The following is a 21,039-nucleotide window of genomic DNA, read 5'->3' as shown; positions in this document are numbered from 1 at the left end:
CGTTCCTTGCTGAGAATTAGCATCCTTCCTTTTTGATAAACTTGAAGGAACTGGAGATCGAAGGAAGGGCCTGCTGAGAATTAGCATCCTTCCTTTTTGATAAACTTGTATGGGCGCGTGTAGCGTCGGCGGAAAAGCTGAGAATTAGCATCCTTCCTTTTTGATAAACTTGGGGCGGATGGATCGATGGACTCCAACCGGCTGAGAATTAGCATCCTTCCTTTTTGATAAACTTGTAGGACGGAGTAGACAAATGGCAGACAAGCTGAGAATTAGCATCCTTCCTTTTTGATAAACTTGGCCCCGTATTCTTATCGACGGCAACCGTGCTGAGAATTAGCATCCTTCCTTTTTGATAAACTTGGCGACGCTCATCGGGATGGCGAAGAGAGGCTGAGAATTAGCATCCTTCCTTTTTGATAAACTTGTTCAACGTCGCGCATGGACGGCCGCCTGGCTGAGAATTAGCATCCTTCCTTTTTGATAAACTTGGAGCAATGAGTGACTATTATGACTGGAAGCTGAGAATTAGCATCCTTCCTTTTTGATAAACTTGGCCCGCCGATGATTGTGCGCAGCGCATAGCTGAGAATTAGCATCCTTCCTTTTTGATAAACTTGAGAGTTCATCAAAAAGGAAGGAATCCCAACGTTTCCAGGTGTTTTTACGATCAAAAAAGCGTAAGAGCACCTGGGGCAGTTGGGCCATCATTCGGATTCCCAATCTGCGAATCATAAGAGTGGAACGACTGAGTCCACTGGTGATCGCTTAGATTCAGAATCCTGACTTTTCCCTTCGCAGGAATGTTCTTCTTGATGAATTCAATGCTTGATCGATTCCCACCAAGTGTCGGTGTATATCTCGCATAGACAGAAAACTGCACCATCATGAAACCTTGGTCGAGTAGCAAATCCCTGAACTGAGTAGCAGCTCGTCTCTCCATCTTGGTTTCAACAGGCAAGTCAAACATCACCACACACCACATGCCGCCACTCTCCTCATCCTTCTTCATTGTTATTCTCCCCAAACACTGGCACTCTCAGCAGGTCGCATTTACCCTCGCAATACAAACCATATTGCTGAGCAAAATCATTCAACGAGCTAGGCACCGTGAGGCCTCCAGCCGTATACTGTCCATTGACAGCCTCCACGATTCGTTGCTTTGCTTCCTGATCTAGAGTGAAAATACCCATTTGCGCCACACAGCAATCGACCACAGGTCTATAAGGCTCTATGAGATCATCCGCCAGGCAGAAGTAATTCGAGCGATTGTGATGATTCACACCAAAAGTCGGGTCAAGCCCTGCTGCAAGAATCGCTCGAATCACAAATCCACGGAGAATAGCGTATCCATAATCCAGCAAAGCATTCTTGCCAATGCCGCTTCCCGGTTGCCTGCTGAATTCTTCTTCAGGTGTGAATAAATTCTGCCAGTATTCGCGTGCAGCCATCCCCTCGACGTTCGATACATCGCCGGTTCTGACGTGGTGAGACATCTGGAGAAGCGCTCCGCCACGTGGACGTCCGCACATTTCAAGGCATCGAGCCTGGCCGCGGATTTTCGCTTTCACGATGCGTTTCCAAGCATTTTTCTGACGCGGCACGGTCATTTCGACCTGAGCCCAATGTCGAATCACAACGCGAGAAGGAGTTGCGCCCCAGCTATCAAGCGCACCAACAGGCACGCCTTTCCAGTCGCAAACGAGGACACTCACCCCTTCTTGAGCCAATCGACTTAACAGTGCTGTAGAAATATTTGCCCGCAGTCCAAGCAAGAGAACAGCGGTCTGCGCCAAAGGAATCTCAACAGGTTCCTTATCTCTGGCACAGACCACCATGCGCCCGCGTTCATATCGAAGCTGACCTTCGACGTTGATGCAGTCGATAACACGCCAAGCGCTCTCCATTCTCAATGCCTCCTAGGCCTCTTCGGAACTCAGGATCCGCCACGAAACAGGCATGCCGGAGCGTGATTTCCATCGCGGTTCGCCCAATGAATTGCGGCGAATCACTTGAGGACAGGTAGAAAATACTGTATCGACAGACGGCAACCATCCTGGACGAACGAGTATCTTTTGAATATCCGCCGGAATATCAACTCCGAGCACGTCCTCAAGTTTAGGCAAGCCCTCACCCGCAAAATGCAGAGGACGCAAACGAAGTCTTGATCCCGAATAAAAACCATCCACGCTCCATTTTTCAATCAGCGAATGGTTGCCCGGCAGCTCGTTAAAGAAAGCCACGCACGTAGCTATTTGGCCTTTTAGCTCGCGGTCCATCGGAATATCAATCTCATCCCCGATAACAAGATTTCCAAGATACTCAGCTCGCCCATCAAGCACCGCTTGCGCAGTTCGTGGCTCCGCGTATCGCATAGAGATGGATTGAGGCGGCAGCGGGTAACTGAACAAATCATCATGCCTGGCATGCACAAGATCAGCTTGGAACACTCGAATCATGCCATAAAACCACTTCTTGACACCCTTGGAATTCAACGTGTAGCAACGGTAGACCCGTGCATGATGAATGGCGTTACCAATGTCGGCAGAACCCCCTTGAACCGCTATTTGAGCAGAATCGTCCTTGAAAAACTCGACTACGTCATCTGGCCCGTAGACGGTACCATTGACTGTGATATGCCTCTGTTTATTCTCTGGAAGACCATCTGTCGGAGAATAATCTGCACATCCGGTCAATGCACAATAAAGCGCTGGGGTTGCCGCACGATTAACTGTTTCTTTGCCAATCGCACTGCCAAGAGGAACCTTAAGCAAGGGCTTAATCGTGGCATCATGTGCTATGGAATTGCCCAATGAATAGCGTTGCCAATGCGTCACCGGAATGCGATCCGCATCCAAAGCGTCATTGATCAATGCAAAAAGACGCTCGCCATTGTTCAACCACTGCCGATATTTCTCAGTGGGCTTGGCAGGCCACTGCTTCCAATCAACTTCGTCTTCTTCAATGCGACCAATGTATCGCTGGCTGTCACGGATATTCATCCGTTCAGCCAATGTCTGGGCTGCGGCAGGAGTCATCATCGCGATAACGGAAGCATCGACAGCATGATGTCTTCTATCAAGACGCGTCTTCCCATGCCCACCGACGAAGTGGAAATCTCCACCAGCCTGGAAGCGCATCACATTACGCGCTTCGGATGTGATACGCCCTTGGTAGACGGCCACTTGCACCTTCGACTCAATCTCATGGCTGGAAGCGCCTCCATTGAAATGCCAATCGATGCGACGATGCAGCTCATCAGCCATCCAAGCAACCGATTCGATAGACCGGTTATCAATGGGATCGTCGGCGACTGTTTGTTTCAAGCGCATAATCATCGACTTCTTGAAGGCCGTTGCCTGCCGTCCCCTCAAGCTCTTTGATTCCTTAAAGAAGTCATTGACGCGAGCAACTGCTTTCTCAAGACTCACGCCTCGCTGCACAGCCGCCGGGGTCTGGCACCAAACCGCAAACGGCACATTGCCCTTCTGCCGATTGCACGTAATGCAAACCGCCGCAAAATTATCACGTGTGTTCGTGGATCCAGGTCCTTTACGAGGAACTATATGGTCCATCTCACAATTAGTAAACTCTATTGGCGTACCGCAATATAGACATTTCCCTCCCTGACGCGTAATGGCTTCAATACGACGAATATCAGACTCATGGGGTTCGCTAAGATTCATTTCTCGGCGCAGTGTGTCTTTGGTCTCCTGTTTCTCCAGATTTCTAGCGCTGATTGCCCTGTCATAAGCAGACTTGCTCGCAGCCAGTGTTGCAGCTGACGACAGAGCGTCGCGCACATGTTCAATCTGGATAGACACAGGATTGCCCCAACGAGACTGGCAAGCGAGAAGCCATCGATTGACAATCTTCGCGACCCGGTCCACCGACGGATTGCCCAACGGGGCGCCGATAGCCGGCTGCGGCGGGCGCCATGAATCATCTACATGGAAAACATGCTTCCTTGCATCATGCAAATCATCCTCCGTTGTCAACATCTGCTGCGTCAACGCACACAGAGTCTTGGACGAATATGCAGCACGGCCTTGCTGCATATCAATGCCATCCAGCTTTTGCAAGTCCTCGTCATTCAGCGCATCGATGAACTTCACAGCTGAGGAAAAATCTGGATCGTCCTGTTTCTTGGCGATATCGACAGTATTCGAAAGCAAAGCAACCATCGACTCACGCTCAGACTCTGTCGCCTCCGCCCACCATTCGAGGACGCGCTTCCTCAGGCCCGAATCTTTGATATCGTTGAGCTTTTCGATGATGTCAACATGCGGTGGCTTGCTCGTCACGCGATCCTCGCCATCCGAAGTAAGGCTACCCACACCTTTAAGCTGGCTCCGCTTCCACCCCATGGCAGACGCAACATCGGTCCACGTATCGTATTTCTTGTCCCGCCCGGTATCGCTCAACAGCAGCTGATACAGCTTCTGCTTCTCTTCGACCGAGAGGCGGCGCTCCACCCCGTTATCAACCAGCCTCAGGTTGGTAATCATGTTGAGCATACGATAGTGCTGGAAAGCTAAAGATGCCTTCAAAGCACGAGGCTGAGAGGGATCCAGGGGATCCTTTCCGACGCGTTTTTCCGCGGACCCCTTAGGCGACTGAGATTGAAACACCGCAAGCAATAATTCTCGGGCCACATCCTGAGGAACCGACTGCTTAGAGAGGATAAGCCGCAGCTCATAAGCATTGTCTTCTTGCATCATTTTCTCAGGGAACAACGCAAAACGGTCTTTCTTTTTCTTGGCTGTAGATTTGCGAAGGCGAATCGCTGCACTTCCCTGCCGATATTCAAGTACATCGCGCACGATTTGAGCAGGTGTCGCTTCTTCCTCGGGAAGTTGGCCATCCATCATCTGCGCAGCGTTCTCTACAAGCTTGTCGTAAAAAGCCGACGACGGCGAGTCAACAGCCAGAAGTGTGCGAGCGGACAAATATGGATTACGCCAGCCGCGATGACGAGCCATGTGACGGCAGGAAACAGCAATCGCCCGCTTTCGTGTCGCGTCATCCTCTATGAAACCGTCAGCCGCTTGGGCACGCAGAATCCACGGTTCGAAACCTTCCAAATCGTTTTCCGCGCTCACGGGGAATCCCGACTTCACGAGCAACTGATCCAGACGCTCGAGACGCTTCTTCCTGTTGCGGCGCATACGGCGAGTGCGACGCGCAATACCGGATTGCAATCGGCGGCTACCCCTGCTCTTTTCAGCACTCGGATCAACCCCACCGTCGTGAATAACGCTCTGAGCATTGAGAATCCGGACAGGATTGCCGTCTTCATTAACTTGAATGGCAGCGAGCCCCACGGAATACAAACCAACATCGATACCAATGCGATATGTCTTGGAAGACATGCTAATTCCCTTCATGAAACAGGGGCATCAACTGTGATGCCCTGATTATTCGTTGATACGAAGATTACAACGAAATTGAGATTCTCTGAAAACTACAGTAGTGCGTGTTGCCACGGGACATGCCCATGGAAAACAGTGAATCAAAAGAAAACGGGGAGAACCGAAGTTCTCCCCTACGGCAAAGCCGTTTAGCATTCAGATACAGCTACAAATTGCTGTACTTACTGAGAATTAGCAGTTTCAGTATAGCGTGTTTGAATGCAGAGACACGCCAATCTCTGCCTGGTTCCATCTAGTGACGTACCCCACCCACCACCCACCACCCGCCGTAGCGCGGACGGTGTTCCGCGAGCGTCCCGTGACACTGCTAAAAAAGGTACGGACTCATCACTTATATAAGGTGCGGCAATCCTTATATAGCGCCCCGCGCCACGCACGCCCCGCGCCACGCCGCACCCGGTAACGGCAAACCGTCCAGAAAGCAGACACACATGGCATCGAAACTGCTGCGTAAGAAAACCGTGGAGGAGCTCACCGCCTCTGCCACCCCGCTGAAACGCACAATGAAGACCTTCGACCTGACGATGCTCGGCATCGGTGCGATCATCGGCACGGGCATCTTCGTCCTCACCGGCAAGGGCGCCCTGACGGCTGGCCCGGCCCTGTGCATCTCGTTCCTGCTGGCCGCCGTCTGCTGCGGCTTCGCCGGCCTGTGCTACGCGGAGTTCGCCTCCATGGTGCCCGTCTCGGGATCGGCCTACTCCTACGCCTACGTGGCGTTCGGCGAACTCATCGCGTTCGTCATCGGCTGGGACCTCATCCTGGAATACGCCCTGCAGGCGGCCACTGTCTCGGCCGGCTGGTCGGGCTACTTCAACAAGCTGCTCGAGGGTTTCAACATCCACATCCCCACCGAGCTGACCGCCGCCTACGGCACCACGCCGGGCGTGACGACGTATTTCAACCTGCCAGGCTTCATCATCGTGCTCATCATCACCACGGTGCTCGCCATGGGCATCAACCAGACCAAGCGCACGAACGACATCATGGTCATGATCAAGCTCGCCATCATCATCCTGTTCATCGTGTGCACCGTGTGGTACGTGAACCCGGCGAACTGGCATCCGTTCTCCCCGTACGGCACCTACACCTTCCAGCCGGGCTCCACGAAGCCCATGGGCATCATCCCGGCCGCATCCATCGTGTTCTTCAGCTTCATCGGATTCGACGCCGTCTCCTCGTCCGCCGAGGAGACCGTCGAGCCGAACAAGACGCTGCCGCGCGGCATCATCTACTCGCTGGTCATCTCCACCATCCTGTACATCGCCATGACCCTCATCATGACGGGCATCGTCAAGTACACCGACTTCGAGCAGTTCGTGGACGCGCCGGTGGCCGGCGTCATCCTCGCCACGGGCCTGAACTGGCTGGCGTTCATCGTGAACCTCGGCGCGCTGATCGGCATGACCACCGTCATGCTCGTGCAGCTGTACGGCCAGACGCGCATCTGCTACGCCATGAGCCGCGACGGCCTGTTCCCGAAGTTCTTCGGCGAGGTGGACGAGAAGCACCACACGCCGTGGAAGGGCACATGGTTCTTCGGCATCCTCACCGCCGTCGCCGGCGGCCTCATCAACATCAACGTGCTGTTCGAGCTCGTGAACATCGGCACGCTCACGGCCTTCATCATCGTGTCGGCCGGCGTGCTGTGGATGCGCCACACGCAGCCGGACGCCCACCGCGGTTTCCGCGCCCCGGGCGTGCCCGTCACGCCGATCCTCGCCATCGCGTTCTGCGCCGTGCTCATCGCCGGCCTGACGTGGCAGACGTGGGTGCGCTTCGTGGTCTGGTTCGCGCTCGGCCTCGTGGTCTACTTCACGTACAGCCGCCGCCATTCCAAGCTCAACGGACGCACCATGCCGTCGTCCGTCGCCAGCGCCGACGACCCCGAGCCGCTTGTGGACTGACGCATCGGCATGACATTCCACGATTCCGGAACGCCGGCGGCGCAGCAACCGCCGGCGTCGCCGTCCCCAGACACCGGCTCGCGCACGCGCGCCGGCACTGCGCGCACCGTTGACCCCGACACCACTCGCACCGCGCGCACGCACACCGCGCGCACGCGCGTCCTGGGCGCCGCCTTCCCCCGCACCCTCCCCGTTCTCACCGGATATATATTCCTAGGTATCACCTACGGCCTGCTCATGGTGTCCAACGGATTCCCCGTCTGGCTTCCCGTGCTCACGGCCGGTCTCATCTACACGGGGTCGCTCGAGTTCCTCATGGTGCAAATCCTCACGTCGGCGTTCAACCCGCTGTCCGCCTTCGTCACGGCGCTGATGGTCGGCTCGCGGCATATCTTCTACGGCATCGCCATGCTGGGACGCTACCGCGATACCGGCCGGCGCAAACCCTACCTCATCTTCGCCACCACCGACGAGACCTTCGCCGTCAACTATTCGGCCGACATTCCGGCCGGCGTGGACGCGGCGCGCTTCTACACCGCCGTCTCCGCGCTCGACCAGGCCTACTGGATGGCCGGCTCCCTGCTGGGCGCAATGTTCGGCTCCCTGCTGACCGTGAACACAACAGGCCTCGACTTCGTCATGACCACGATGTTCATGGCGATTCTGCTCAACCAATGGCTCGCCGACTCCGCCGTCGCGCGCCGCGCCGGCATCTACGGCTTCCTGCGCTCGCATATCAGCGAGATCGTGGGCGTCCTCTGCTCGCTGGCGTGCCTGCTGGTTTTCGGACCGGACCAATTCATCGTGCCAAGCCTCGCGCTCATCCTCGTGGTGCTCACGGTGTTCCGCCGCCGCATCGCGCCGACGCTGCCGAGCGATGCGGTGGCGGTGGGAGACGGCACGAAGGACGGCTCGGAAGACGGCGAAGACGGCTCGGAAGACGATGGTAAGGAGATGACACGATGACGACGCTGCAGATGGCCGTCACAATCGGCGTATGCGTGCTCGGAACCATCATCACGCGCTTCCTGCCGTATGTGCTGTTCCCCGGCAACAGGCCGATCCCCGCCTACGTGCAGTACCTGGGCAAGGTGCTGGGGCCGGCCGTGTTCGGCCTGCTCGTGGTGTATTGCCTGCGCCATGTGAACCTGGCGGCCTGGCCCTACGGCATCCCGGAGGGCGCGGCGCTGCTCGTGACATGGGCCACGTTCATGTGGCGCCGGTCCATGATGCTGTCGATGGCGGCGGGCACGGCCGTGTACATGGCGCTGGTGCAGACCGTGTTCGCGGCCGTGTAAGCGGCACGGGCGGGCGCCGCGGCTTGGCGCCAGGGTATACGATGGTCGCATGACAGATCCGGGGGATGATATGCGGCGCGACGATGGCGGCATCGATGCCGCCCCGAGCACCGACGACTTTGACAGCACCGATTTTGGCAGCGCCGTCCGGCGCCCCGACCGCATGCGCGCCGCCGGACGCATCGTCGCCATCGTCATGATCGCACTTCTTGTAGCACTCGGCGCCATCGCCGTCACGGCGCTGCGCCGCGGCATACCCGCCGTCCTGCGCGCCGGCCGGACGGGCACGCAGGGCACGGCGCAGTCGGACTCCACGGCATCGTCTGAATCCACATGGACGGGCGCGCCCATCGCCCAGTTCCATAGCGGCCACGACGAGGACGGCGACGGCGTCGACGACCAGCAGGACATGCTCGACGGCGCCAAGGCGTATGTGGCGACGAAGCCGAGATACGCCAGCAGGTACTACGCGGGCGGTTACCCCGACGATGGCTACGGCGTGTGCACCGACGTGGTGGCGCAGGCCATGAAGGCGTCCGGCTACGACCTCATGCAGGAGGTGTCCGACGATATCGCCGCCCACCCGGGCGACTACGCCATCGACACGCCCGACGCGAACATCGACTTTCGCCGCGTGCCCACGCTCAAGGTCTTCTTCGCACATACCGCCGTGGCGCTGACGACCGACACATCGGCCATCGACGAGTGGCAGGGCGGCGACATCGTGATCTATGACAATCACATCGCCATCGTCTCGGACAAGCGCGACGCCGACGGCGTGCCGTACATCATCCACCACTACAGCCCGGACCAGGCGTCCTACGAAGAAGACGCGCTGCGCAACTGGGGCGCCATCAACGGCCACTACCGCCTGTCCGAGTAGAATGCCCGAAAGCGCGACAGGCCATGGCTGAGGACGGCGCAAGACACGGTATACGATAGATGTCCTATGACAACACGCCCCGACTCCCCTGGTTCCCGTACCTCTTGCACCGACTCGGATTCCCGGTTCCGTCGCGAGCTGCGTCGCATCGCGCTGCCCGTCACGCTGCAGTTCCTCCTGCAATCATCGTTCAGCGTCATCGACCAGATCATGATCGGCCAGCTCGGCACCGTCAGCGTCGCCGCCATCGGCATCGCGGCCAATTTCATCGGCCTGTACAACACGCTTGTCTCGTCCACGGCCGGCGCGGCGAGCATCATCCTCGCGCAGTCCATCGGCGCCCGGAACCCGCAGCAGTCCGGCAAGGCCTTCTATTCGAGCCTCGCCATCATGACCGTGGTCTCGTTTGCGTTCGCCGCCGTCTGCGGCTTCGCGCCCGCCGCCATCATGGGGCTGTACTCCTCGGACCCGGCCACGGTGGGGGCCGCCGCGCAGTACATACGCATCTACGCGCTGGGATTCATCCCGCAGGTGGTGGAGAACATCATCGCCGTGTACCTGCGCTGCACCGACGCCGCCAAGGTGCCGCTGTATGCGGGCATCGGCGCGGCCGTGACGAACACGGGCCTGAACCTCGTGCTGATCTTCGGCACCCCGCTCACGCCGGCGCTCGGCATCCGCGGCGCGGCGTGGGCGTCCACGGCCTCGCAGTTCGTGGCATGCCTGGCCGTGCTCGCGTATTTCCTCAGGGCCCGGCATGCGGGGCGCATGCCGGACGGCGCAGCGCATCCCGAATGGGAGCTGCGCCCCGGCGTGTACCGCGACCGGCAGGGTCTGCGCACCTTCGCCGCCGTGCTGACGCCGATGGTGGCCGGCGACTTCCTGTGGCAGCTGGGCAATAACGTGTACGCCTCGGTCTACGGCCACGTGGGCACGATGGCCATGGCCGCGATGACGCTGATCAATCCGCTGACCACGCTGGTGTTCGGCGCATTGGCGGGTCTCGCGCAGGCCGCGCTGCTTATGGTCGGCCGCCGCCTCGGCGAAGGCGACGCGGACGGCGCATACGCCACCGGGCGTCGCCTGCTGCGCGACGGGTTCCTCGCGTCCCTCGCCATCGGCGTCATCGTGGTTCTTCTGCGCGGACCGTATGTGTCGATTTTCGACGTGGACCCCGAGGTGCGTGACACGACGCGCGGGATCCTCATCGTGTTCGCCGTGCTGTTCCCGCTGCGCGTGGTGAACATGATCATGAGCAGCGGAATCCTCAGAAGCGGCGGCAAGACGAACTACATCATGGCCATCAGCCTTCTGGGCACCTGGTGCGTGGGCGTGCCGCTCGGCCTGCTGTCGGCGTTCGCGCTGCACTGGCCGATCGTGGTGGTGTACGCGATGGTGTCGCAGGAGGAAGCGGCGAAGTTCCTCATATCGCTGCCGCTGTTCCGCTCCAGACGGTGGATGCACCGTCTGGCCTCCGGACAGGGCGCGGATTCCATGCAGTGACGGGGCAATCGTGGATCATTGCCGATGTTCCGTGGTGTTGCCATAATGGGCGCATGACCAACAACACTCAGACAAGCCTTTCCTCCTCCGCAGTGGCCGAACTCGACCGCCGCCTCCCCGCCGCCGTGTTCTGGGACATGGACGGCACCCTCATCAATTCCGAGGTCTACTGGGCCGCCGGCGAGAAATACGTCATCGAGAAGCACGGCGGCACGTTCAGCGAGCAGGTGCCGCTGCGCGCCCGCGGCCAGTCCACGCCGAAGCTGCTGCAGATCCTGCAGGAGTACATCCCCGAGCATGTGGATTCCGAGATCCTGCGTTCGGAGATCATCGGGTACGTGATCGACCGCGAGCGCGAGAAGCCGTGCTGGGCAACCGGTGCCGTGGAGCTGCTCAACAAGCTGGCCGAAGCCGGCGTGCCGAACGTCATCGTGTCCGCATCCCCGCGCGCCATGGTCTCCAACATGGCCGAGCAGGCGCCGGAGGGCGCATTCGTCGGATACGTCTGCGGCGAGGACGGTCTGGCCCCCAAGCCGGATGCCGCCCCGTACCTGCGCGCGGCCGAAATCGTGGGCGCCGATCCCGCCGACTGCCTTGTGTTCGAGGACTCCCCCGTCGGCCTCGAGTCCGGCGGCGCCGCAGGCTGCACCGTGGTGGCGATAACCGGCTTCACGCCCGAGCAGGTTGTGTTCGACGGTCCGCAGGTGACGAATATCAAGGACTACGTCGGTCTCGAGCTCGACGATGTCGCCAACTTCATGGAGCTCGGCGCCATCGAGAAGTAAGGCATAGGATTCCCACCGAATCTCCCCATCAACAATTCTGATTTCCCCTTGTGGTCGCACCACACGGCGTTGGGTGGGTGTCCAAACACCCGCCCAAGCCCATCTCACCGGGAAAATCGTCAAAAACCAACCCGAAACCGCCTAAAGTGGGTGCCGCGGCACGCGCATAAGGCGGTTTCGAAGACAACACGCCCCTACTGGGCGGAGGCGGAAGAGGAAGCGGATGCGGAAGAGGAAGCGTTGGGATCGGCGGCTTCCTGGCGGATCACGTCGAGAGCGGCATTGAAGGCATCGGTGGTCCACGATGCCCCCGCCACAGTATCGACCGACAGCCCGCTCAGCGGCTGGCCGACGACCACGCCGCCAATCGCGGAGATGAAATCGTTCTGATGCCCTTCCGAAATCGATGTGAACGCATGGCCCGTCACAGACACGGCCGTCACGGTGTCGGAGGCGACGGTCACCGACACGTCGATGCTGTCCTCGCCCACCGGTCCGTAGGTGCTCGTCGACGCATAGGTGCCGTCGCGGTAGGTTCCGGTGTCGGCGTTGAGCTGCGCGTCACCCATCGCGGTCGGCGACGAATCCGGATCCGATGACCATCCGTCATCCCCGCCCGCGCCAGACGCGGAGCTTTCCTCAACGCCCGCGTATTCATCGTCGGCCGGCACCGCCCTGGGCTCGGCACATCCCGCGAGCGCGGGCCCCGCCAGCGCCGCCATGACGCCGAACGCCGCCATCGTTTTCACGCCGGTTCCCGCGCCGTGTCCCGCACCGCGGCGCGACGCCGTTCCGGCCATGGTCCCGCGCTGCGCCGCATCCATCGTTTCGTTATCCATGATTCCTCCGCTCCTTTACCGTTTCCATCTCGTCTCGCAGATCGGCCGCCGCGCTCACCGCGGCACCACCAACTGCACTGACACCAGCTCCGTCCACGGCCTCGCCACCGGTTTTCGCCGCCTTCGTCGGATCATCGAACCCGACCGCCGTCTCCGGCGCATGCGCACCGCTGAACGCCGGACGCCCGCCCATCTCCTCGTAGCGCCGCCGGGCCTCGTCGTCGTTCCACTTCTCCCCCGCGAGCACGCCGTGGTTGAGCATGATCTCGCGCTGGGCGCACGAGGCGACGAGCGCGTCATGCGTGACGACGATGATGGTCGTCCCCTGCTCGTGCAGGTCGCGAAGCAGCCCGAGCACGATTTTCTCGTTCGCCTCGTCGAGATTGCCTGTCGGCTCGTCGGCGAGGATGATCTCGGGGCAGTTGATGAGCGCGCGGGCGATGCACACACGCTGCTGCTCGCCGCCCGACAGCTGGCTCGGCAGATGGTGCGCGCGCTCGCCGAGGCCGACCTTGCGCAGCGCCTCCATGGCCTCGGCCTCGTCGACCACCGAGTGGTAGTACTGCGCCACCATCACGTTCTCCACGGCCGTGAGATACGGCACGAGGTAGAACTTCTGGAACACGAGGCCGATGACGTTCTTGCGCACGTCCGCCATCTGCGACTCGCCGAGGTTCGCCAGGCGCCGCCCGTCGATGCTCACGGTGCCGCGCGTGGGCGTGTCCATGCAGCCGATGATGTTCATCAGCGTGGTCTTGCCCGAGCCGGACGAGCCGACGATGGCGAGCCACTGCCCGCGCGGCACCGTCAGGCTCAGGTCATCGACGGCATGCAGGTCGCCGTAGATTTTGGAGACGTGGTCGAGTTCAAGCAGCATGCCGTTCCCCGCGGCGTCATCAAGCGGCTCCGTCTGAGTGCGATCCGTCATGTCGTTCTCCTCGTTCTCCGTATTCCGTGTGTTGTCGTTAACCATCGTGGAAGTCCTCCTATTCCTCACGCAGCACGACGGCCGGATCGATGCGCGAGGCTCGCCGCACGGGCGCGATCGATGCAAGAACCGCCACAAGCACGGCCACCGCCAGCGACAGCACGCACAGCGGCCAGCTGAAGCCGACGGTACGCTCGAAAACCTTGTCGGTGAGCACGCATGCCACCGCGTATCCCGCCGCCACGCCGAGCGCGCCGCCGGCCAGCCCGTACATGGCGGACTCGGCGTAGAACTCGGCCGACAGCGAGCGGCGTGAAGCGCCCAGGGCCTTGCGCAGCGCGATTTCGGTGCGGCGCTGAGACACGATGGACATCACCGTGGTGGCCACGCCGATCAGCGTGAGCGCGAGCACCACGAGCGACACGATCCAGAACAGCGCGTTGAGCATCGAGAGGATGCGCTCGTTCGATGCGGAGATGCGCGTGACCTTGCGCGCGCTGGCACCGAGCTCGGAGGCGCGGGAGTTGATGGAGTCCACGATGGCACCCAGGCCCGCGTCGTCGGCGGACAGCGAGAACTCGACCGCGTCCGTGCCGCGCGGGGCGGCGCCGAGCGCGTCGAGCACCGCCTCGTCGGCGTAGATCATGGAGTCCTCTTCGCCGCCGGTGTCGATGATGCCGCAGACGCGGAATGACAGGTCATCGGTGCCGAGGATATCGGACTGCGCCGTGCCTTTCGATGAGGAGTCGCCGCTCGCCGAAGCGTCCCCTGCCTCGTCCGCCCCGTGGTAGGACATCTCAAGCGTCGAGCCGACCGACAGGTTCATGAGGTCGGCGATGTCGCGCCCCACCATGACGTCATGCGCATCTCCCTGGACCGGCCAGGAGCCGTCGACGGTCCAGTGCGCATCGATGGCCTCGGTGGCCGCCGGGTCCATGCCGGCGAGCACATACGAGGCGGCGTGCACGCGCACGGTTTCGTAGCGGTACGTGGCGTGCCGCTCCGCCCCGACGGCACCGACGGCGGCGATGACGTCGTCGACGGTGCTCTGCGACATGCCGGATCCGTCGGCGGATGCATCGGTGACGACGAGATTCGCGCCATACGCCTGCATCTCCTCGGTCATCTGCCCGGGCACGGCCATGCACACGAGCACGAGGCAGAACAGCGTGGCCGAGCCGACGAACGATGCGACGACGGCCATCAGCGCCTTGGATCGGCGACGCAGCATGGCCCCCGCGAGCATGACGAGGAACATGCGCCGGTTCGCGCGAGCGCCGCGCAGCCCTTCCGCGCCGCCGCGCACAGTGTCGTGGCCCGGCGCCTTTCCGGATTCGAAATCAGCGGCCATGGAGCACCTCCGCCGGATGAAGCCTGAGTATGGATCGGATGGACGCGAGCGCCGCCACCAGCACGGTGAGCGCGATCAGCGCAGCCACAAGCACGAACACCATGGGGCGCATCGTGATGGAACTCGAGAACACGAGCCTGCCGATCAGCTGCGCCACACCTGATCCGAGCAGCGCGCCCGCAAGCAGGCCAAGCAGCGCCATGGCGCCCGTTTCGCCGAGAATCAGCCGCCCGATCTCGCCGTTCTTAGCGCCAAGCGCTTTGAGAAGCGCCAGCTCGGACGAGCGTTCGCCGATGGACGAGGCCATGAGGTTCGCCACGGCGATGGTGGCGGCGATCAGCGTCAGCACGGTCATGACGATCATGACCGCCTGTGTTTTGTTCAGCACCGTGCCCTCGAGGGCCTGCACCTGCCGCACCTGCTTGGCCACGGCGCCGGGGATGACCTCCTCGATCTGGTAGGCGATCGACGATGCGTAGGCCGTGCAATACCAGGTCTCCCAGTCCTCCTGCGAGAGCTGCTGCGGGTTCTTGGCCGCGCGGCGTGCCAAATCGTTGTCGGGCGTGGTCAGCGCCTTGACCTCGATCTCGTCGGCCGCGTCCGGCAGCCCGTTGACGGCCTGGCTGACGGAACTGGGCAGGTACACGGCGTCGTCGTCATCGTCGCCGGATTCGTAGACTCCGGTCACGGTCAGCGTGCGCGGGCCCGACGGCTCGGACTGGGCCTGCACGGTGCCGCGCGTCGACACGGTGATCGTGTCCCCCACGCCCACGCCAAGGCTTTTCGCAAGCCTCGAGCCGACCATCGCCTCGTCGGCGTCGTCATGCGCCCAGCCGCCTTCCACCTTCCACCAGCTGCGCAGGGCGCTGACGCCGGTGGTGGTGCTCTCGCCGGTCGACGATTGAACCGTTTTCGAGAACCAGGTGCCGACGGTTTTGGCGGTCGTGCCGGATGCCCCGTCCGCGCCATCCGCGGTACCGTCGCCCGCGACGACGGTCATATGCATATGCAGCTCGGGGGCGAAGGCCGTGATGTTATACGACCAGAAAATCGTCTTGACGTTCACGGCGTCGCTTTCCTTCAGGAACGCCGTGGGATCCGTGGCGTCGGAGTCGCCGTACAGGTCGGCCACCACGACGTCCGACTTGGGCTTGACCGTGATGTTGCTGCCATATGTCGACAGTTCGGCGGTGAGCTTGTCGCCCACGTCGAACACGACGCCGAGCATCGCCACGCTCACCGTGGCCGACAGGCAGACGACGGCCGCGACAAGCAGGCGCTTGCCGCGCCGCCGCCGCAGGGATTGCCGGATCATTCTCAGGAAGAACACCGTGCGTCTCCTTCATCGTGTGTCATCGACATCGTGTCTCCTTCGGGCCAGCCCGGCCCCGCTGCGCGAAGCATCGCGCGCACCGTCATGAGAAATTCCCCGACAGCGCGTCGAGCGTCGTGGTCTGGATCTGGATGGCCCCGTCCTGCGAGGTGTAGTCGAAGGGAATCGGATTGCATCCGCCTTTGAAGCCGATGGTGGCGAGGTTGATGGCCACGTCGCATTTCTTGCAGATGATCTTGCCGTCCTTCTCGTAGTACCCCGCGTCGCCGCAGTTGGCGCAGGCGTCGAGCCCCACGCCGTAGGAGTTGCCGTTCTTGCGGATGATGATGAAGCGCATCACGGTGCCGTCGGCGGCGGTGTACTGGAAGCGGTGCAGGTGTCCGTCCTCCACCTGGGTGTACGGGATGGTGATGGTTCCCTCGCTTACCTGATACGGCTCGGGATCCGACAGCGTGATGACGCGTTGGGTGGCGGCCACGCCGTAGGTCAGCGCCACCGTGACGCCGACCGAGGCGACGAGGGTCCAGACGGCGCAGGCGATGGCGTGGCGACGGAACTTGCGGCGGCGGCGCACGATGGCTTCGTTCGGCTCCCCGCCGTAGGCGAGCACGCGCGGGATGCCCGGCAGGTAGCGGAAGTCACGCGGTGAGATGGGACCGGCGGGGCTCATGCGGATGCCGGACACGATGGCCGTCACGACGGCGATGAGGAACACCGCCACCTGCGCCAGGGCGAACCACGTGGCGTGGTTCACGAGAACGGCGAGCAAGCGGAAGGCGGCACCGTGCAGGCGCACGCGGCGCACGGACTGGAGCACCTTGAGCAGATCCGTCAGATGCTGCGCGAGCATGACGAGTTCGAGAAGCGCCGCGCACAGCACGAACACACCGCGCGGCACGCTGGCGTACAGGGAGCGCGCGAGCACCGCCGTGCCGACGGCCAGGCCGATTCCGAACAGGAAGCCCAGCGCACGCAGCAGCATGGCGGATGTGAACACGGGCTGGCCCGTCTCGATGAAATTCGTCAACTGCAGGATGACGCCGGGAAGCGCGCGGAACGCGGTGAGGGCGATGGCGCCCGCGGCGACGAGATTGCACGCGTCGAGCACCGCCGGGTGGTCGCGCCACCCGGCGACGGCGCGGCGCGACACGAACACAACGGCGAGCGCAAGCGCGTCGGCCACGAGGCAGGCCCATAGCGTGGGCACGGTAACGACCGTGCGCTGGTTCAGCGCGCCGGTTCCGCGCACGGCGGCGAAGACGATGGCCGCGGCGAGCCCGACGAGGAACCCGTACAGGCGCCATCGGGCGCTGCGGGGCCTGTCGCCTCCCTCATCGACGCCCAGGAGCGCCGAAAACACCATGGCGACGAGCGCCGGTGCCAGCGTGCCCTGGCATGCCTGGATGAATTGTGCCAGCATAATGCCTTCCTTGCCTGCTTCGATCTGGCCTCTTGTGAACGGGTCATGCCCTCAGGGCGGAGGTCACCACTCCACGGGCGTGTAGTCCCAGTTGGTCCACTCCACCTCGAGCGGCTCGGTCCAGAAGTGGCCGGTCACGCCGGTTTCCGAATCGGTGTGGAGCATCCAGCCGTTCTCGGCCGGCGAGTGGATGGTGAGTTTGAGCGTGTAGCTGCCCGCGTCGGTGAGCTTGACGTTGCCGCCGTAGTGCATGCCGTCGGAGGCGTTCATCTGCATGAAGGTGCCGGAGTCGGCGGTTTCGCCGGTCTCGTTGTTGACGATGGCGTATTCCACGGTGCAGTCGGGCACGAAGTCGCCGGTGGCGTAGCCGAGGTTGTTGTCGGCCAGGGCGTGGATGTCGGCCTCGAGGTGGAAGCTCGCCTCCGCCGCGCTCAGGCCCATGCCGGCGGGCTCCATGTCGACGGGCTGGAAGTACACGGCGCCGATGTTGAGCGGACCGGCCTCGATATCGTCTCCGATGGAGATCTCTTCGAAGCCGGCGCTGTCGGACGAGCTCGAGTCGTCGGCGGCCGACGCGGAGGCGGTCGTGTCGGAGGCGGTCGTGTCGGAAGCGGCGGAGCCCGAGGATGCGGAGCTTCCGCAGGCGGCGGTGCCGAAGGCGGTGAGCAGTGCGAGGGCCGCGATGGATGCGACATGCTTCTTCTTCATGGTTTTCCTTCCGTAAGGGTGATGGAGTGGGGTTATGGTGAGTTGTCGCATGGGTCGGTTCGCCCATGCACCCGGTCGCGGTAGCGGCCGGGAAGCTTGAATACGATGCCTGCGCCTGAAAGACGATGGCGAAAGAGCCGATGCACGCTAGGCGGCAGCGGGTTCAGCGGGTTCGGCGGATGCGGCATCGTCGGATGCCGCCGTGCCGTCAGCCGCGGCGCGCGCCTTCTCGAAGCGGCGCCTGCGAATCGTGGACACGGCGAACAGGGCCACCACGGCCACGAGCATGACGATCTGGAAGGCGACGGTTTCCTTGTACGGGTAGATGCCGAGGAAATCGTTGGTCGGCCAGCCAGGCACATACGTTCCGTCGAACACGTCCGCCTCGATAAGCTCGTGCAGGCCGCCGCCGGCGAACACCACCACCATGAGCCCCATGAAGGCGCTCGTGATGGCGAAGAACGGACCGATGGGGATCTTCACCGACGTGAAGCGGATGAGCAGGAACACGATGACGAGCACGACGGCCGCGGAGGCCGCGCCGACCCACACGTCATGGCTGCTGCCCGACATCATGCCCAGCAGCGCCTCGTAGAAGATCACTGTCTCGGCGCCTTCGCGGAACACGGCAAGGAAGGACAGCATGGCGAGTGACATGACGCTGCCCTTCGCCACGCTCTGCTTCGTCTTGGTCGACACATAACGGTTCCATGAGTCGACTGACGATTTGCTGAGCATCCAGTTGCCGGTGAACAGGAGCATGACCATGGCCGCGATGGCGGTCCAGCCTTCGACGAGTTCCTGGTTGGAGCCGCTCGCCCCGTACACCATGTTCAGGATCACTGCCATGATGCCGGAGGCGACAAGGCCCATGAGAATGCCGAGGTAGATGAACCTGATCGACTTCCTGTTGCCGGTTTTCACCAGGTACGCGATGACTGCGGCCACCACGAGGATGGCTTCGAGACCCTCGCGCAGGAGGATGATGAAAGCCTGGCCGAAGGCGGAGGCGAAGAAGCGGCGCCACGGGCTCACCGAGTCGGCCGCGCCGCCGTCGAGCTCGGCGGCGTCCTCCACAAGCATGGACTTGAGCGACTCCACGTCCGCCTTGGTCTGCGAAAGGCTGGCGCCCGTGGTGCCGACCATGTCCTTGCGGCAGGTTTTGAACTGGTTCTCCACCTGCGAGACACGCGAACCGCTGATGGCGTTCATGACGTTCTTCTCGAAGCCGAGCTTCTCGTAGTACTGGTAGTACGCCTCGTTCACGAGGTCGGAGCCGGCGCGGCCGTCGCCCGCCTCGGTTTTGGCATAGGCGTCGTCGAGAATCGTGACCATCTCAGAGGCCACGTCGCTCCACGTGCGGTCACCCTTGCCGTTGTTCACACGCTTCTTGTTCGCGTCGAGGGTCTCGCGCTCGGACTGGATCTGCGCAAGGCGCTGGGCGGCGTAATCGCGTGGATTCGCGACGGAGGAGTCGGCGTCGAGCGCGGCGGCGGAGGCGGAAACAGAGGCGTTCAGCTCGGCGATGTCGGAGGCGAGCTGCGCCTCGTTGCCCTGCGTATGCGTAAGCTTCGAGACTGTCTGGAACAGCTGCGTCTGGGACGTGTACGACGCTTGGTCCGTCGTCGAGATGGCGTTCGCCAGATTCGACGCGACGTAGACCTGGTTATAGGCGCGCTGGGCGGCGGAGTAGGCGCTCGAGTAGTCGGCGGCGGCGTAGTCGGCCTGCGCGTCGGCCAGTTCGGTGGCGACGCGGTCGGCGATCTGCGACCACGAGTCGGCGTCGGTGGCCGTTGTGTAAATCGTGTCGGTGCCCGAGGATGCGGCATCCGACGATGCGGCGGACGAAGAATCCGAGGATGATGTGCTGCCGGCATCGGTGCCCTGCGCGAACGCGCTAGGAACAACGGAGGTGGCGACGGCGCAGACCGATGTCAGCAGCAGCACAACCGCGGCGACGGCGTGCGCAAGACGATTCGCAGCGCCCATGCCGTCACGGACGGAACGCATCCGAAGCACACGAGGGGCACCGTGCTGGGGGCGGGCCTCGAACACCAAGGCGTCGGCGCGCGAGATCCGAACGCGCCCGGCGTCGTCGGCGATGCCGGCGGGGTGTGTGACGAAAGGCGCCCCGCTCGACAGTCCCGGCCGTGTACCGTTCCCCATGGTGCTCAACTCCTTGCTCGTATTCCGGTGGCGTCCGGCTCCATACGGCTGGGCGTCCTGCGTTCCATCCGACAAGGTACCCAAGGATTTTTCGGAAAAACAGTCTTGTTTTTTCGGATTCTTTCCATAAAATCGCGCGCATGTCGTGCGGCGCCATTGTGCGGCGCGTCGGTTTCGCGATTATGCAGCCGCTCCACAATCGGCTTGTTTGCAAGGTTTTGACCGCCGTAGCCCAGGTGCCCTTCGGCGGACGCGACGAGACGATGGCCGGCGGCGCGCCGCATGGCGTGAAAGGTAATACGATGCGACACGCCGGAGCTCCGTTCCACGATGCGGACGGCGACGCGCCGGGAAAACGCGGGGACCGAGGTGGAAAACGAATGACACAAAGGGTCTTCCCCATCGACGGCAAACGGAATACACTGCGAGTGGAGCGGCGCTCCACAGCACGGATTGCGAACGACATAGGTCGCAGCACGGATCGCG

17 protein-coding genes and 1 CRISPR repeat array are annotated in these 21,039 nt (G+C 61.9%); of the genes, 6 read left to right on the top strand and 11 right to left on the bottom strand.

The features are described from left to right. Nucleotides 1-8: 8 nt before the first annotated feature. Nucleotides 9-620: direct repeats of the CRISPR family, unit length 36 nt; unit sequence GCTGAGAATTAGCATCCTTCCTTTTTGATAAACTTG. Between the two features lie 50 nt (nucleotides 621-670). The 3 genes from cas2 to cas9 are packed head-to-tail and all read right to left on the bottom strand — an operon-like array spanning nucleotide 671 to nucleotide 5,372. Further along, nucleotides 671-1,012: a CRISPR-associated endonuclease Cas2 gene (cas2, locus tag PSRA_RS07765; protein WP_094661321.1), complete on the bottom strand. Its 342-nt coding sequence runs from the start codon at nucleotides 1,010-1,012 to the stop codon at nucleotides 671-673. Next, nucleotides 999-1,907 carry a type II CRISPR-associated endonuclease Cas1 gene (gene cas1, locus PSRA_RS07760; protein ID WP_094661320.1) on the bottom strand — a complete coding sequence of 303 codons (909 nt, stop codon included), beginning with the start codon at nucleotides 1,905-1,907 and terminating at the stop codon, nucleotides 999-1,001. The genes cas2 and cas1 overlap by 14 nt, the downstream gene beginning before the upstream one ends. Nucleotides 1,908-1,919: 12 nt before the next feature. Continuing rightward, nucleotides 1,920-5,372 carry a type II CRISPR RNA-guided endonuclease Cas9 gene (cas9, locus tag PSRA_RS07755; RefSeq protein ID WP_211280510.1) on the bottom strand — a complete coding sequence of 1,151 codons (3,453 nt, stop codon included), beginning with the start codon at nucleotides 5,370-5,372 and terminating at the stop codon, nucleotides 1,920-1,922. 491 nt (nucleotides 5,373-5,863) lie between these two features. On the opposite strand from cas9, the gene PSRA_RS07750 reads away from it, so the two are divergent. The 6 genes from PSRA_RS07750 to PSRA_RS07725 all read left to right on the top strand — a co-directional run bounded on the left by PSRA_RS07750 (nucleotide 5,864) and on the right by PSRA_RS07725 (nucleotide 11,808). After that, a complete protein-coding gene (locus PSRA_RS07750) occupies nucleotides 5,864-7,339 on the top strand; it encodes an APC family permease (RefSeq protein WP_094661319.1) in 1,476 nt (491 codons plus the stop codon). A gap of 9 nt (nucleotides 7,340-7,348) precedes the next feature. Continuing rightward, the gene (locus PSRA_RS07745) at nucleotides 7,349-8,305 is read left to right on the top strand and encodes an AzlC family ABC transporter permease (protein WP_094661318.1); all 957 of its coding nucleotides are present in this window, start codon (nucleotides 7,349-7,351) and stop codon (nucleotides 8,303-8,305) included. Then, the gene (locus PSRA_RS07740) at nucleotides 8,302-8,637 is read left to right on the top strand and encodes a branched-chain amino acid transporter permease (RefSeq protein ID WP_094661317.1); all 336 of its coding nucleotides are present in this window, start codon (nucleotides 8,302-8,304) and stop codon (nucleotides 8,635-8,637) included. Before PSRA_RS07745 ends, PSRA_RS07740 begins: the two co-directional genes overlap by 4 nt. A 49-nt stretch (nucleotides 8,638-8,686) precedes the next feature. After that, entirely contained in the window at nucleotides 8,687-9,520 is an 834-nt protein-coding gene (locus PSRA_RS07735) for a DUF1287 domain-containing protein (RefSeq protein ID WP_211280509.1), read from the top strand. A gap of 66 nt (nucleotides 9,521-9,586) precedes the next feature. Continuing rightward, nucleotides 9,587-11,023 carry an MATE family efflux transporter gene (locus tag PSRA_RS07730; protein ID WP_094661316.1) on the top strand — a complete coding sequence of 479 codons (1,437 nt, stop codon included), beginning with the start codon at nucleotides 9,587-9,589 and terminating at the stop codon, nucleotides 11,021-11,023. Between the two features lie 53 nt (nucleotides 11,024-11,076). Beyond that, nucleotides 11,077-11,808: an HAD family hydrolase gene (locus PSRA_RS07725; protein WP_094661315.1), complete on the top strand. Its 732-nt coding sequence runs from the start codon at nucleotides 11,077-11,079 to the stop codon at nucleotides 11,806-11,808. A 194-nt stretch (nucleotides 11,809-12,002) separates the two neighbouring features. Here PSRA_RS07725 and PSRA_RS07720 read toward each other — a convergent pair whose 3' ends face one another. From PSRA_RS07720 to PSRA_RS09250, 8 genes are all read right to left on the bottom strand, one after another. Beyond that, a complete protein-coding gene (locus PSRA_RS07720) occupies nucleotides 12,003-12,608 on the bottom strand; it encodes an FMN-binding protein (protein ID WP_143516417.1) in 606 nt (201 codons plus the stop codon). Between the two features lie 31 nt (nucleotides 12,609-12,639). Continuing rightward, nucleotides 12,640-13,524 (bottom strand): ABC transporter ATP-binding protein, encoded by an 885-nt coding sequence (locus PSRA_RS07715; protein WP_094661330.1) that lies wholly within the window; start codon nucleotides 13,522-13,524, stop codon nucleotides 12,640-12,642. Between the two features lie 109 nt (nucleotides 13,525-13,633). Then, on the bottom strand, nucleotides 13,634-14,833 hold the full coding sequence (locus PSRA_RS07710) for an ABC transporter permease (RefSeq protein ID WP_094661329.1): 1,200 nt from the start codon (nucleotides 14,831-14,833) through the stop codon (nucleotides 13,634-13,636). 82 nt (nucleotides 14,834-14,915) lie between these two features. Next, the gene (locus PSRA_RS07705; protein ID WP_094661314.1) at nucleotides 14,916-16,256 is read right to left on the bottom strand and encodes an ABC transporter permease; all 1,341 of its coding nucleotides are present in this window, start codon (nucleotides 16,254-16,256) and stop codon (nucleotides 14,916-14,918) included. Nucleotides 16,257-16,341: 85 nt separating this feature from the next. Next, nucleotides 16,342-17,679, bottom strand: a complete 1,338-nt coding sequence (locus tag PSRA_RS07700; RefSeq protein WP_094661313.1) for a Fe-S-containing protein — start codon at nucleotides 17,677-17,679, stop codon at nucleotides 16,342-16,344. Nucleotides 17,680-17,742: 63 nt separating this feature from the next. Beyond that, nucleotides 17,743-18,387: an iron transporter gene (locus tag PSRA_RS07695; protein ID WP_094661312.1), complete on the bottom strand. Its 645-nt coding sequence runs from the start codon at nucleotides 18,385-18,387 to the stop codon at nucleotides 17,743-17,745. Nucleotides 18,388-18,534: 147 nt separating this feature from the next. Continuing rightward, a complete protein-coding gene (locus tag PSRA_RS07690; RefSeq protein WP_094661328.1) occupies nucleotides 18,535-20,376 on the bottom strand; it encodes an FTR1 family iron permease in 1,842 nt (613 codons plus the stop codon). A 182-nt stretch (nucleotides 20,377-20,558) separates the two neighbouring features. After that, nucleotides 20,559-20,864 carry a hypothetical protein gene (locus PSRA_RS09250; RefSeq protein WP_143516415.1) on the bottom strand — a complete coding sequence of 102 codons (306 nt, stop codon included), beginning with the start codon at nucleotides 20,862-20,864 and terminating at the stop codon, nucleotides 20,559-20,561. Nucleotides 20,865-21,039: the final 175 nt, after the last annotated feature.

Source organism: Pseudoscardovia radai, from assembly GCF_002259605.1.
In the GTDB taxonomy this organism is placed as follows: Bacteria; Actinomycetota; Actinomycetes; order Actinomycetales; family Bifidobacteriaceae; genus Pseudoscardovia; species Pseudoscardovia radai.
Note: the sequence above shows the minus strand (reverse complement) of the source record. Positions and strands in the feature narration are given on the sequence as shown.

Coding starts and splice junctions, on each gene's coding strand:
- PSRA_RS07695 (WP_094661312.1), bottom strand. CDS start 18,387: ATGAAGAAGAAGCATGTCGCATCCATCGCGGCCCTCGCACTGCTCACC.
- cas1 (WP_094661320.1), bottom strand. CDS start 1,907: ATGGAGAGCGCTTGGCGTGTTATCGACTGCATCAACGTCGAAGGTCAG.
- PSRA_RS07700 (WP_094661313.1), bottom strand. CDS start 17,679: ATGCTGGCACAATTCATCCAGGCATGCCAGGGCACGCTGGCACCGGCG.
- PSRA_RS07710 (WP_094661329.1), bottom strand. CDS start 14,833: ATGTTCCTCGTCATGCTCGCGGGGGCCATGCTGCGTCGCCGATCCAAG.
- PSRA_RS07740 (WP_094661317.1), top strand. CDS start 8,302: ATGACGACGCTGCAGATGGCCGTCACAATCGGCGTATGCGTGCTCGGA.
- PSRA_RS07745 (WP_094661318.1), top strand. CDS start 7,349: ATGACATTCCACGATTCCGGAACGCCGGCGGCGCAGCAACCGCCGGCG.
- PSRA_RS07725 (WP_094661315.1), top strand. CDS start 11,077: ATGACCAACAACACTCAGACAAGCCTTTCCTCCTCCGCAGTGGCCGAA.
- PSRA_RS07750 (WP_094661319.1), top strand. CDS start 5,864: ATGGCATCGAAACTGCTGCGTAAGAAAACCGTGGAGGAGCTCACCGCC.
- cas2 (WP_094661321.1), bottom strand. CDS start 1,012: ATGAAGAAGGATGAGGAGAGTGGCGGCATGTGGTGTGTGGTGATGTTT.
- PSRA_RS07690 (WP_094661328.1), bottom strand. CDS start 20,376: ATGGGCGCTGCGAATCGTCTTGCGCACGCCGTCGCCGCGGTTGTGCTG.
- PSRA_RS07715 (WP_094661330.1), bottom strand. CDS start 13,524: ATGCTGCTTGAACTCGACCACGTCTCCAAAATCTACGGCGACCTGCAT.
- PSRA_RS07730 (WP_094661316.1), top strand. CDS start 9,587: ATGACAACACGCCCCGACTCCCCTGGTTCCCGTACCTCTTGCACCGAC.
- cas9 (WP_211280510.1), bottom strand. CDS start 5,372: ATGTCTTCCAAGACATATCGCATTGGTATCGATGTTGGTTTGTATTCC.
- PSRA_RS07735 (WP_211280509.1), top strand. CDS start 8,687: ATGACAGATCCGGGGGATGATATGCGGCGCGACGATGGCGGCATCGAT.
- PSRA_RS07720 (WP_143516417.1), bottom strand. CDS start 12,608: ATGGCCGGAACGGCGTCGCGCCGCGGTGCGGGACACGGCGCGGGAACC.